We start from the raw sequence: 12,278 nt of genomic DNA on the forward strand, positions 1-12,278 counted from the left end.
ATTGTTAGTTCCTTTCCGGAAAATGGAATTGGACTTCGAGCCCATGTCCATAGTTAAAAGCAAAATTCGCACGATCCCGGATTATCCCCGCAAAGGAATCCTATTCAGAGACATCACTTCCCTATTATTAGATCCGGAAGGATTAGCTCTTACCATAGGCACTTTCGTGGACCGGTACACAGGTAAAGGAATCACTAAAGTTGCCGGAATCGAAGCAAGAGGTTTTATCATAGGTGCACCTCTCGCATTCCAACTAGGAGTCGGATTCATTCCGATCCGTAAAAAAGGAAAACTTCCTTCTGAAACAGTTTCCCAAGAGTATGATCTAGAATATGGAAAAGACGTAATCGAGATCCATAAGGATTCTGTGGTCCCTGGAGATAGAATTCTACTTATGGATGATCTGATCGCAACTGGTGGAACAATGATCGCAGCAGTTCAGTTATTACAAAAGTTAGGCGCAGAAGTTCCTGAAGTGGGAGTCATTATCGACCTTCCTGATCTTGGCGGAGCAACAAAATTAAGTAAAGATCTAGGTGTAAACGTATTCTCAATCTGCGAATTCGAAGGACATTAAGAATCTCATGCAGATCCTGAAATCCGGTCTGATTGTACTAGTATTCTCTCTTCATTTTCCACTTTTCTCTGAAGAAAAAAGTGATTTTGATCATGTGCGAAAAGCAGTCGTGCAGATCAAAGTTTATTCCCAAGCATTCAGCGCATTCACTCCGTGGGCGACTGATGGAGTCCGTGCAAGCTCAGGGACCGGGTTCCTGATCGGAAACAAAAGAATATTAACAAATGCTCATGTAATCTCGAATGCAAAGTACGTTCAGGTACAGAGATATAATCAGACGGAATGGTATAGGGTCAAGATTCTACATGTTGCACATGACTGCGACTTAGCGGTTCTTGAAGCGGAAGATCCGGAATTTTATAAGGATTCGACCGATTTAAGTCTCGGAGAAATTCCGGAACTGAATTCTTCTCTTATCGTAGTAGGATATCCGATCGGAGGAAATAAGGTCTCCGTAACTAGAGGGATCGTTTCCAGAAAAGAACAATCCAAATACGAACATTCTTCCGTAGACAGCCATTTAGTTTTGCAAGTAGACGCTGCGATCAACCCGGGAAACTCCGGTGGACCTGCGATCCAAAACAATAAGGTGGTTGGGGTCGCTTTCCAGGTCGCTACCAAAGGGGAGAATATCGGTTATCTCATCCCTACTAAAGTAATCCGTCATTTTCTGAAAGATATAGAAGACGGAAAATACGACGGATATGTGGAACTTGGGATCGGAACATTCAATTCTTTTAATACTTCTCTTAGAAAAGCAAAAGGTATTCCGGAAGGTTTAGAAGGTGTATTCGTAACTAGAATTCTTCCTAACGGTTCTGCCGATGGATATCTGAAAGAAGGAGATTATCTGACAGAGATAGATGGTCTCTCAATCGGAAGAAACGGTACAATCACCCTCGATAAAGACGCCCGAGTGGATTTTACGGAAACTGTAGATGATAAATATTCCGGGGAACCGATCCGATTCAAGGTATTCCGTAACGGCAAACTGATCGATGTCGAATTTAAAGCCAAAAGAATGCCTGATTTCGATTTTATGAGAAATCGATATGATAATCCTTTCGATTATTCCATGATCGGTGGATTATTATTCCAAGAGATGACCAGAGATCTTCTGGGTGCTTGGAGTAGAAGTGGAAGCACTTCCGGTGGCAGCCAGTTTTTATACAGATACGATTATTTTATAGAAGATGGGATAGGCAGGACTAAAAAAGCAGATGTGGTCCTATACAGAAAATTGGCCCATCCGGTAAATTCTTCTTCCGATTATTTCCTGAACCTGGTCTTGGAATCAGTAAACGGAGAACCGATCAATAGCCTCACCGACCTAAAGAGGATAATTGGAGAATCCAAATCCAAATTCTTGAAATTAAAATTTTTGAATATAGATCTTCCGTTGATCTTGGATAGAGAGGAAGCCCAAAAAGCGGATTCCCAGATCAAAAGCACCTACGGTTTGGAGTAATACGTGAAATCCAAGATCTTTCTAGTCATTATAAGTATTTGTGTTTTTAACTCCGGATTATCCGCGAAAAAACCGAAACCTTCTCCAAAAGCAGAATTGAACGGGATCGCATCCCAGGCAAAGGTTGAAGAAGAATACAAAAAGAGTATAGTTCAAGTAAAGATCTCTTACCAAGAACCTGATTATTTTAACCCTTGGAAAAAGAAAAATCCAAAGGTAAGAAGAGGTGTCGGGATCGTAGTGCCCGGAGAAAAGATCTTATTACCTGCACATCTACTCACCCACTCCACATTAATAGAAGTTAAAAAACATTCCTCATATGCGGAAACAAAGGCAACTGTTTCAAGACAAGATTCGGAATCCGATCTAGCACTTCTAAAAATTGAAGAAGAGAATTTCTTCAAAGATCTAACACCCTTTGAATTCCAAAAAGAAGTAAACTATCCTAGGCAGGTTTCCATCTACCAATTGGACAATTCCGGTTCTATCCAGTCCGCTTCAGGCGCTTTAATCAGTATGGACCTGGACCAATATCCGCAGGGAATGGTAGAACTTCCTGTATTGGATGTGAACTCCACCGAAACATTAAATGGGAATGGAGAAGTTCTATTAGAAAAAGGAAAAGTAAGTGGAATACTTTTCGACTTCTCCGGAGATAAGAACTCTGGTAGAGCAATTCCTTCCTTTTTGATCAGCAAATTTTTGGGAAATTTTGGTAAAACCGAGATCCCTTTTAAGGGCTTTAGATATAGGCCTATCATGGACAAGGCCACTAAGGATTATTATTCCCTGAAAACAAAAGATCAAGGGATCTTGGTAGCTGAAATTTTACCTGATAGTTCCGCAGACGGAATATTAAAGATAGGTGATGTAATCCTTGAGTTCGGCGGCAAGAAGATAGACTCAAAAGGATATTTCCATCATCCAAAGTACGGTAAACAGGTTTTATCTTATATCGCTCATTTAGGAGATGAATTCGGTTACCAAATCGGAAAACAAATCCCCGTTAAAATTATCAGATCCGGCAAAGAGGAAGAAGTCCAACTTACCTTAAAACCATTTCCTTATTCTTCTATCCGTATCCCTCATAGAAATCTTGGATCTAAATCCGAATATTATTTCGACGGTGGTTTTCTATTCGTAGAACTTTCGGAAGGTTATTTACTAGAATGGGGAAAAGATTGGAGATCTAAAGTAGATCGTAAACTTCTATACACTTTCGATTATCATAAGTTTTCTACAGGGGACAAAAAAGAAGGTAAATTTGTATTACTTTCCCAAGTGATTCCGGATGAATCCAACCAAGGTTATCATGAAGTTTCCGGAAGATTAGTGGATCAAGTAAACGGTAAGCCTGTTCAATCCATCCAAGATATTTCTAATGAAGTAAAATCATCCAAATCCAGATATATTACGATTTTATTAGATGATGGGACTGATGTTGTTTTGGATAAAGAAAGTCTGAGCGCTGCTAACCAAAGGATCCAAAAAGAATATAGGATCCCTAAGTCCTCAATGGGTCCTCGTTAAAAAGACTCCTTCTTCTTTTTTTACAAACGTTCGTACAAAAAAGGCCGCAAAACTGCAGTCTTGCGGAAAGAATTTTCATTTAGTCCCGGTCTAATTCTATAGGAATGAAAGTTTGGAGTGGTTCTACGGAACTCCCCCGTTTTTAAAAGGGGATTTTTGCGAATCGAACCTAAACTTACGCCAGATCGGCAGCTTACTTGAGGTTTTCTACCAGAATTCTTTAGGGTTTTTTCTTTGCCCGTGAGCTGGTTTCGAAAATATGGCAGGTATAGCCGATAAGAGAGGGTTCTTATGAAACGGACCGAATTGGAGAGACGAGAAAGAGATCTCCGCAAAGCGCAAAAAAAACAAGAGGCCCTAGATAAACGCGGAGGCGGAAACGGAGTCGGAGATTTTATCGATCAGCTTTCCGGGCTATTCCGTTATGACGCGACTGAGATCTTTAATACAAAAGACGATATCAATATTCTGGAAGTTTTGGAAGAGATGCAAGTGATCCTTCCCCAGAAAAAATGGGACGATGTTCTCAAAAAAGCGATCAAGAAAACAGGCGTTGTAGAAAAAGACAGGGCTTATAAAGAACTCATGGAACTTCTAAACGTTGAAGAAGAAAACGAGGACGCAGAGGAAGAAGTAGGCGTTTAATCGCCTACTTTACCTGAATGACAAACCGATTTTCGGATTGTACTTCACTCCTAAAAGATCATAAAGTTCTCGAAATCCTTTCCGAATTCTCTCCTGAGTTCGTTGGTTCCATTCCAATCGGTGTGGACCTTCCCCACTCTGACATCGATATTATCTGCGAGTTAAGACCTTCTATTCTAAAAGTTTTAGAGTCGTTTTCTTCTTATCCAAATTTCCAAATTTCAGAAAAAGTTTTGGGGAATGTATCTTCTATCATTTGTAGATTCCGATTAGGATCTGAAAAAGTGGAGATCGTGGCTCAAAACCTTCTTCCCCGAGAGCAAATCTCCTATCTGCATATGGTGATAGAAGAAAAGATCCTGAAAGAAAAAGGAGAAACTTTTAGGCTATCCGTATTGGAGAAAAAGAAAGAAGGGAAAACCACCGAAACGGCGTTTGCGGAACTTTTAGGTCTGGAAGGAGATCCATATTCTACTCTTTTGGAATATGGAGATATGTAGGAGAAACTCGGGGAAGTTTCCTTCCCCGAGAAAGATCTTAATGTCTTCTTGGTTTGTTGAAAGTCTGAGGTTTCGCGATATCGATATTCAAAGTTCTACCTTTGAACTCGGTTCCGTTTAGACTGTTCTTCGCGTTTTCGGCTTGCTCCTCGCTAGCCATTTCCACGAATCCGAATCCTTTACCTTCAATTACTTTCGCGTATGCTACTTCTCCGTAGTTTGCGAACAGGTCACTGATTTCCTGCTGGCGAACGGAGTAATTAAGATTTCCTACAAAGAGTTTGCGATTCTGCATGCTTTCCTCGAACAAAAAATTTAGGCAGCTTCCGACTCGCAAACGGAGACCAATTCGCCTTCCATAAGACCATGACACTCTTTAAGAACAGCGGGATTGATTTGAATGATGGTAAAATCGCGGATAGCAGGGTTTCTAAGAGAAGCAAAGCTCGGATTTCACCGATCTGATTACAATGACACGTGCGGATTTCTGAACAGCGGACCTACAATAAGACCATTCTAATTCTTTTATAAGAAGAATCAAGTCTAAGAAAATTTTTACCGACTTGTTTGCAAAAAAACGGGAATATGGATAGGGGCCGGATCACCAGACCAAGTGGCGCAAAGGTTTGGAAACGAATGCCAATTTTATTAAAAACGAAACTAGAATGATGCCTATTAGGGCCCAATATGTTCCACTAGGGAGTGTATCATCTTCTTTTTCCCAAAAAATTAATAAAGGAAGGCTGAATGTGAACATTCTGGAAACATTCTCGTAGGTGGCCCAATAGAGAATATAACCCCCCGCATAGGTAGTTAATAAAAGAATTCCAAAACCTAACCTAAAGACCAATCCCTTCCTCCAATCGCCCCTAAATAACAGATAGGTTCCGGATAAAAGAAGAAGTACCAAAGGGAATCTGGAGAATTTTTTGATCAGTAGGATAAGATTTCTATCTCCTGAAACCAAGGCCTGTTGGAGTTCCCCGAAATAGCCTAAAAGCCCTCCGAATGGATCGAAAAAATGGCCCAAACTTCCCGGTGTCCAATCCGGGAATTGGGTCCTTAGATAGATACTCCAGGCCGCAGGTAGGATCAAAGAAGAAACCACCCAAATACTCCTTTTTAGATCCTTTTGGAATAATGCACTGAGTCCCAATGGGAAAAACAAAAAGATTGCCTGTTCTTTCGTGAGTATCGCAAGGCCAGCGAGTAAAGAGAAGGTTATAAATCTTTTTCTGATAAAAGACCAATATGCAAGCACGCTTAGGCCCATCATCACTGTGTCGGATACAAGTAAGATATAACTCCCCAAAGCAAATGGAGAAACTAGATAGAACGCGCTTAGGTATTTTTTAGAGTCGGGCAATAAATCTCGGATCGCAAGATAAGAAAGATAGAAGATCCCTAAATTCAGAATGTACATCCCTATGATGGTTGCATTCATCCCGAACCAACCGAACGGGGAAACTAAAAGTGGATACCCTATCCTAGGTGCACGAAAGCTAGTCTCGAAACCATTCGGCCAATCTAAACTAAAACCGGACAACATCCTAGAATAATAATAAAAGATCTGCCCGTCATAACCTGCACCAAGGTTCCCCTCCTCTCCTAAGAATACAATCGCACCTGGAGGAGTTTGTTCTTTGTTTTGGTCTGCAAATTCTTTTCCAAAATTTACTTGGGAGCTTGGACTCCAAGAGTATTTTTTCCACACACAAAATGAGGAAAAGGAATATAGAACGATAAAAAAAACGGTAACTAGTTTAGGATTTCCTAAAACACTGATCCACTCTGCTTTTAGCTTATCATTCGGTAAAAATTTAGATAAGAATCGGAACATCTACTTTTCCGTTAATGTTTCTAAAATCCAATCAGCATACAGATCTGAGGATTTTTCGGAAGCCTGATAGGTCAAATGGTGAGGATCCAAGAAGGATTTTTTATCTTCAAAATCAAAAACTGCATTTTTAAAATGATATTTGGTTTTTCCTAAATTTTCCAAATAGGAAATATATCCTTTGTACCAAGGACTGGATTCATATACTTCTCTCTCAATAGGATTTTCGGGAGAATTTACCAGGACCACTTGAATTCCTTGTGATTCTAAATACTCAATTGCTTTTTTCAAATATTCCAATTCAGACCAAGTAAAAAATTTGGGAGAAGAAGCTAATTTGATCTTTGCCATTCTAAGAGTGACAAGCCTGGACATTTTGGAACTTTCTCCCTTGTATCCGTAGATCCTTTCCGTATAATCCTTTGAATAAATAGTATCATCCATTTTAGAAAGTCTAGAATCATCTAAACCTGGAATTCGAATATAAGAGATATGTTTTCTGATCTCGTTTCTGCAAAAGTTTTGAGAAAGTCGGATCCCATAAATTTCTTCTGTTCCAAAAATCCTGGAATCCACTTGTAAAGAAGAGATCTTTTTATCGGAAGCAATTCTGAGTTTAGTTCGATCGGATTTTTCCGGAACAGCGAATTTGATCGTATGCCAGCCAGATTTAGGGAAAGTTTTATCGAATAAGATCGGTTTACCTTCCCCCCAAATTTTTAAATTGGTATCTTTCTCTTGGAAGAACACGCTCTGTTCGAAAATCCCGTTTTTCAATTCACAATCGATTGAAAATTCAGGTTTGGCCCATCCTCTTAGATAGATACCTTCTTCTGGAATTATTCCAGTGTAATAATGGTAGGATCTTCCACTTCTGAGATGGTTTTCTATCCAAGCATCCATCGGATCATATAAAAAACTACGATATCGGATCACTAAGAACAAAGATCTGGAAAGAAGGGATAAAACCGCGGATTTGCCAGTTTTCAAAATATCCTGATACTTCTCTCTTAGATATTGGGCAGGATAGATCATCCTATTTTGGTGTCTTGTTTTTGCAGAAACATCATCCAATGCTTTTTCAGAATATTCTAAATTCTGAAAGCCAATGATGGACTTTTCTTGATAGAGAAGATTTTGTTTGTATTGAGCGAGTCTAGCTTCGCTTTCTTTTTCCGTGATCAGGAAATCCAATTGAAGATCTGCCGGATTTAGAACGAAAAATACAAGTTTGGGCTTTTTAGAAGCTATATCTTCCTTATAAAAATAAAAATCGGAAGGTGTCAAAGCAGGATGAGAATAAAATTCCGTACGAATTGATTTGTCTTTTAGTCTCTCATTCATTCTTTCAGGAAGAGAAGAATATAGCGCCACACTACTTCCAACAATCAGCGTACCTTTTTCGTTTTCTGAGAATTCGATCCTTCTTCTTTTTTCCAAAAAGTTGAACCAAGGGGAAGTATCCCATTCTAGCTCGTTCGGAAATCCAAAAAGTAAATTCTCCAGCACGATACGATCGATAAAGGAGAATAATGCGATAAATAGAATGCTTAAATATAGTATTTTAAATTTTAGTTTTTTTTGATTCATTTGGAGGAGGTATTACATTCGGAACAAATGCCGTATAAAATAATTTCATGAGAATCTAATGTAAATCCCTTAGGCAGATTTTCCATAGGGAAAGGACAGATCTCCACATCAAACACGCGGTCACAAACCTTACAGTGGAAATGGTGGTGATGATCCAGATGACTGATCTCGAAACGTGAAGATTCCCCAGGCAATTGAATCTCGTGGATCGAACCTGATTCCAGCAAATGGTTCACTGACCGATAAACGGTTGCGATCCCAATATTCTGTATGGATTTTTTGGAGATATCGTGGATTTCCTTTACCGAAAGAGGACCTTTCGCGTCACGGATGACTCTCAAGATCTCGCCCTTTTGCTTGGTGTTTCGAGAGGCGGATTTTTTATCTTCTTCCATTCAGATCGGCTTCGAATCTTATCCTGCTCCAAAAAGGAAGCATATGTCAACCCGATAAATCCGCTTTTAAAACGCTTGTAGGAGTCCCGACATACGAACCGAATTGTGTTTTCGAAATTCTGAATTCGAATTTTTGGTTTTCTTCTTTATTGAATCCAAATAGATTCGATCTAATGAGGAAAATTTTCCTAGTCCTCTTTTTCTTATTCGCCTGTTCTCAATCGAATCATCTTATCTCAGTAAGAAATTCCGAAGGTGAGATCTTAGGTAAATATCCTAAAGAAATTCGATGGTTGGGATTCGAAGATAATCCTACTTGGGAAGACCTGACTCCATTCTCTAGATTAGAGATCCTAGAATTAAATTCTAAAGATGTGAAGTCTCTAGAAGGTTTGCCTGATCTTCCTAAACTTAGATATATTCAGCTATCTGGATCTTCTGTAAAAGATCTTTCTCCTTTAAATCGTTTTACAAAGTTGGACAGTTTGGTGTTGAACCAAACAGAAATCGCAGACAAGGATCTGAAAAATTATTTGTATTGGAACAGGCTCACTCGAATAGAACTAACCGATTCTAAAATTTCTAATTTGGGATTTTTGGGACCGGGCTGCAGTGTGAGGCATTTGCAGCTAAAACATACTAAGATCACAGATCTTAGGCCTTTAGAGAATTGTTCAAAACTAATGGAATTATACCTGGGTGGTACCCAAATAAAGGATTTAAGTCCTCTATACGGTCTTACAAATCTGATCCATTTACAACTGGATGGTTCAGATGTATCTGCGAAAGAAATTTCTGATTTTAGAAAAGTCCAACCCTATGTAAAAATTATTCCTGGCCTGCGTAGGATCTTGAATTCGGAGAATGGATTAGATTAATCTATAGTCGCTTCGCTCCTGAAGCCCGCATAGCGGACTATAGGGCGAGAGGTTTTGCTTCTCCTGGATTTGTGTATAAAATCATATCTCCCGGTTCCGAACGACTAGACCTTTCAGTTTTGATCTCTCCAGTGGTCTCCACGGTTTTCAAAGTATTCAGTTCTGTTTTACTTCCATCTTGTTTTTCTAATATAGCTTTAGCGCCCTTTCTCACTCTGGAAAGACGAATCCCCCAAATACTTGTAATACTAGAATCCTTTTTAAGTATGATCGCAGAAATTTGGGAAATATTAGAAGATTTGGATTTTTTAAGTAGGATCCCCTCTTCTTCTCCTTCCGGGCCTGGAGTTAAACGGATATCTTCCGGACCTGATTTCCATATTAGAAATTCGAAATGATCACATTCGTAAGCTCTAGTTAAAGTCCAACGAGCTCCTGGATTTTTACTTGTGAACATCCTACAAAGTCTTGGACGAAATCTAAAAAATTTTCCGGACTCGTCTAAATTTAGTTTCCCCTCAAACCTTGTCTCTTCCCAATTTTTAGATTCACTTACTGTTAGTTGGCTGATCAACATTTCTTTTTTGTTGGAATGATTTAGATAAACCTGTCGGATATAAAACCCGGTTGGGATTTTTTTGATCTCGGAAAAATATTCTCCGCTATTCGGAATAGAATCGAATGCCGGAATTTGTGGACCTGAGATCGGATCTTTTTGTAAGGGAGAAGGACGAAATCCGCAATTATATCCTAACGAAATAATTACGATATATTGAAATTTTTTGGAAAAAAATTTCCAAATCTTCGGAACCTTTTTAGTCAATGATCCTTGCTCCCATTCGACCCTGAATAATTATTGACCTTAACAAAAAGGATCAAGGCGTAAAGCTAGTTTCCTTTTTCGGCAGGAAAGATCATGAAGGTTTCGACCGGAGACGGTTTTTGGAAGTCCCTTTGTATGCCAATAGGCAGATCTTTATATACGTTTGTACTTTCAGTTTGTTTGATATTCTTACTTTCTGACTGTATAGTTAGCAACGACGCACTTGGCACACAAGATAAAACAGAACCTAATATCAACGATCTACTTTCCTTAGCCAAAGTATCTAGTTCCTGCGGCGGCAATAATACATTCTGGATCCGTAATCTTGTAACAAATAGCTCCAACTGTGTACAAACGACTAAGGTTGCTTCTGGCACTCACGTTAATATCTATGTAACTAGCGGTTTAGAATCCTCTTTAGATTACCAATATATCTCCCAGGAATTCGATTCTAAAATTTATCCTAAATTAGGCGAAGCATTCGGATTTTCAGATGATCTGGACGGAGATGGAAAAGTTGCGGTAATCGTATCGGATATCCATGACGGAAGCCAAACAGGTTCTTCTTTTGTGGCAGGATTTTTCGATCCGGTGGATTATTTTCCGGATAATTCCGGTTATGCGGTCCGTTCTAATTATGCGAATATAGTGTATATGGACGGGGTGGAACTGGTTACAGTCCGTAACTCGGACCTTACCCAAGGAAAACCCGATACATTCTTAGCAACACTCGCCCACGAATACCAACATTTAATCCGATTCCAGTATGAAGCCAGGATCATGAGCCAAGGCGGAGGAAGAGACGAGGCTTGGATCAACGAAGGGACGAGCGAAGTAGCGGCAGATATCGCGGGTTATTCTCCTCAGATTAACAGGATCAATTGTTATAGAGGTAGGAATTCAAGCTCATGTTCCAGAGGTGTAAACGGAAATAGTATATTTGGAAGTTCTAAATTTAACTCACTTGTAGACTATGCATTCGCCTATTCCTTTATGAAATATTTATATATGATTTCAGGGAGTGATGCGGATTCCAGAAATTCATTTTTCAGAACCGGAGTCCAAGGTCCTAAGGGTTATAGAGCTTCGGATGCAACAGGATTATTCCATCTATTCAAAACAAACTCGGATAATTATCTAAATTCTTCTCAAGAAGTCAAAAATGCGCTCGGAACAGATGGCTCTGCTATCTTCATGAAAATTTATCCTGCATTCTTATGGCAATCCTTAGGAGATGTCTCTCCAGAGTTTGCGCAATCCGGAACGGATACAAACGGCGCTTCCGGGTTTTTACAAGATATCACTAAAACAATCCAATCTTTCCCTTTCCCTGCTGCGGGAACTGATGGGGATGTTCTCAGAAAATTATACGATCCACTCAGAATACCTGAGATCACTCCGTTAGGAGAATTAAATCCAGGGCAGATCCAATTCGTAAAAGCGGATCGTTCCAATGTCAATGCCATCGGAAGATTAGTATTATTAAAAAAGAATATAGAGGGGAGCCTATATTCTCTGCAGATCAATACAGAGATGAAAAGGACGGGGGATATTTCGATTTCTTTAGGAATTGCTGAAAATGACGACGAGGGTGGAGAAGAAGCAATCGTTCTTCCGGAATCTAATGATTCTCGTCCGATTTGCCCTCATGAATTTTTTAAACTCTCTCGGAATCGGACGAAACAGAAAATTTTTAGTGAATATAAAGGTCCGTAATCAAGGCATTCCGGAAAGAAGAGATTTAAATTCTCCCATTCTTTCTTCTGCAACTTTTTGTGCCGCTTCCATTGATTGGTTCACAGCCTGCTTTATACTTTTTTGAAGTAATTTTTTATCATTCTTAGCAAGTAAAGAATCTTCGATACGGATCTCTTGCACTGTTTGTTTACCATCGGTAATGCAGACCACTAATTCGTTCTTGGATTTTCCCTCGAAGGTTAAAGCCTCCAGTTCCTTCTCCAATTTTTTCATACGAACCCGCATCTGGTTCATTTGTTTTAGATTATCTAAACTTTTGCCGAACATCGAACACTCC

The 12,278-nt window shown here is 39.5% G+C and carries 13 protein-coding genes; 7 read left to right on the forward strand and 6 right to left on the reverse strand.

Going from position 1 to position 12,278, the window contains the following annotated elements:
* Positions 1–43 precede the first annotated feature (43 nt).
* From CH377_RS10280 to CH377_RS10305, 5 genes are all read left to right on the forward strand, one after another.
* Positions 44–577, forward strand: coding sequence for an adenine phosphoribosyltransferase (locus CH377_RS10280; protein WP_100710892.1), 534 nt, complete (start codon positions 44–46; stop codon positions 575–577).
* A 7-nt stretch (positions 578–584) separates the two neighbouring features.
* Positions 585–2,045, forward strand: coding sequence for a S1C family serine protease (locus CH377_RS10285; RefSeq protein WP_100723718.1), 1,461 nt, complete (start codon positions 585–587; stop codon positions 2,043–2,045).
* 3 nt (positions 2,046–2,048) lie between these two features.
* On the forward strand, positions 2,049–3,575 hold the full coding sequence (locus CH377_RS10290) for a S1C family serine protease (RefSeq protein WP_100723719.1): 1,527 nt from the start codon (positions 2,049–2,051) through the stop codon (positions 3,573–3,575).
* Between the two features lie 291 nt (positions 3,576–3,866).
* On the forward strand, positions 3,867–4,220 hold the full coding sequence (locus CH377_RS10300) for an LB_289 family protein (protein WP_100723720.1): 354 nt from the start codon (positions 3,867–3,869) through the stop codon (positions 4,218–4,220).
* 17 nt (positions 4,221–4,237) lie between these two features.
* Positions 4,238–4,720 (forward strand): DUF4269 domain-containing protein, encoded by a 483-nt coding sequence (locus CH377_RS10305; protein ID WP_100723721.1) that lies wholly within the window; start codon positions 4,238–4,240, stop codon positions 4,718–4,720.
* Between the two features lie 37 nt (positions 4,721–4,757).
* On the opposite strand, the gene CH377_RS10310 is transcribed toward CH377_RS10305, so the two are convergent.
* From CH377_RS10310 to CH377_RS10325, 4 genes are all read right to left on the reverse strand, one after another.
* Complete coding sequence (locus tag CH377_RS10310; protein WP_086445856.1) at positions 4,758–5,015, reverse strand: RNA recognition motif domain-containing protein; 258 nt, start codon at positions 5,013–5,015, stop codon at positions 4,758–4,760.
* A gap of 306 nt (positions 5,016–5,321) precedes the next feature.
* Entirely contained in the window at positions 5,322–6,560 is a 1,239-nt protein-coding gene (locus CH377_RS10315) for an AZOBR_p60025 family cell surface glycopolymer formation protein (RefSeq protein WP_100723722.1), read from the reverse strand.
* Complete coding sequence (locus CH377_RS10320; protein ID WP_100723723.1) at positions 6,561–8,147, reverse strand: hypothetical protein; 1,587 nt, start codon at positions 8,145–8,147, stop codon at positions 6,561–6,563. It abuts the gene before it with no gap.
* A complete protein-coding gene (locus CH377_RS10325) occupies positions 8,144–8,542 on the reverse strand; it encodes a Fur family transcriptional regulator (RefSeq protein ID WP_100723724.1) in 399 nt (132 codons plus the stop codon). The genes CH377_RS10320 and CH377_RS10325 overlap by 4 nt, the downstream gene beginning before the upstream one ends.
* Before the next feature lie 173 nt (positions 8,543–8,715).
* Here CH377_RS10325 and CH377_RS10330 point away from each other — a divergent pair, with 173 nt between their 5' ends.
* Entirely contained in the window at positions 8,716–9,420 is a 705-nt protein-coding gene (locus CH377_RS10330) for a leucine-rich repeat domain-containing protein (RefSeq protein WP_100723865.1), read from the forward strand.
* A gap of 37 nt (positions 9,421–9,457) precedes the next feature.
* Here CH377_RS10330 and CH377_RS10335 read toward each other — a convergent pair whose 3' ends face one another.
* Positions 9,458–10,243: a hypothetical protein gene (locus CH377_RS10335; protein ID WP_100723725.1), complete on the reverse strand. Its 786-nt coding sequence runs from the start codon at positions 10,241–10,243 to the stop codon at positions 9,458–9,460.
* A 93-nt stretch (positions 10,244–10,336) separates the two neighbouring features.
* Here CH377_RS10335 and CH377_RS10340 point away from each other — a divergent pair, with 93 nt between their 5' ends.
* Complete coding sequence (locus CH377_RS10340; protein ID WP_100723726.1) at positions 10,337–11,959, forward strand: peptidase M30; 1,623 nt, start codon at positions 10,337–10,339, stop codon at positions 11,957–11,959.
* On the opposite strand, the gene CH377_RS10345 is transcribed toward CH377_RS10340, so the two are convergent.
* Positions 11,960–12,268 carry a YbaB/EbfC family nucleoid-associated protein gene (locus CH377_RS10345; protein WP_100723727.1) on the reverse strand — a complete coding sequence of 103 codons (309 nt, stop codon included), beginning with the start codon at positions 12,266–12,268 and terminating at the stop codon, positions 11,960–11,962.
* Positions 12,269–12,278: the final 10 nt, after the last annotated feature.

It is taken from the genome of Leptospira haakeii, assembly GCF_002812045.1.
GTDB lineage: Bacteria > Spirochaetota > Leptospiria > Leptospirales > Leptospiraceae > Leptospira_B > Leptospira_B haakeii.

What these genes read in the sequence shown, in the direction of transcription:
- CH377_RS10285 (WP_100723718.1), top strand. Translation starts at nt 585, where the DNA reads ATGCAGATCCTGAAATCCGGTCTGATTGTACTAGTATTCTCTCTTCAT.
- CH377_RS10305 (WP_100723721.1), top strand. Translation starts at nt 4,238, where the DNA reads ATGACAAACCGATTTTCGGATTGTACTTCACTCCTAAAAGATCATAAA.
- CH377_RS10300 (WP_100723720.1), top strand. Translation starts at nt 3,867, where the DNA reads ATGAAACGGACCGAATTGGAGAGACGAGAAAGAGATCTCCGCAAAGCG.
- CH377_RS10310 (WP_086445856.1), bottom strand. Translation starts at nt 5,015, where the DNA reads ATGCAGAATCGCAAACTCTTTGTAGGAAATCTTAATTACTCCGTTCGC.
- CH377_RS10345 (WP_100723727.1), bottom strand. Translation starts at nt 12,268, where the DNA reads ATGTTCGGCAAAAGTTTAGATAATCTAAAACAAATGAACCAGATGCGG.
- CH377_RS10330 (WP_100723865.1), top strand. Translation starts at nt 8,716, where the DNA reads ATGAGGAAAATTTTCCTAGTCCTCTTTTTCTTATTCGCCTGTTCTCAA.
- CH377_RS10340 (WP_100723726.1), top strand. Translation starts at nt 10,337, where the DNA reads ATGAAGGTTTCGACCGGAGACGGTTTTTGGAAGTCCCTTTGTATGCCA.
- CH377_RS10320 (WP_100723723.1), bottom strand. Translation starts at nt 8,147, where the DNA reads ATGAATCAAAAAAAACTAAAATTTAAAATACTATATTTAAGCATTCTA.
- CH377_RS10280 (WP_100710892.1), top strand. Translation starts at nt 44, where the DNA reads ATGTCCATAGTTAAAAGCAAAATTCGCACGATCCCGGATTATCCCCGC.
- CH377_RS10325 (WP_100723724.1), bottom strand. Translation starts at nt 8,542, where the DNA reads ATGGAAGAAGATAAAAAATCCGCCTCTCGAAACACCAAGCAAAAGGGC.
- CH377_RS10315 (WP_100723722.1), bottom strand. Translation starts at nt 6,560, where the DNA reads ATGTTCCGATTCTTATCTAAATTTTTACCGAATGATAAGCTAAAAGCA.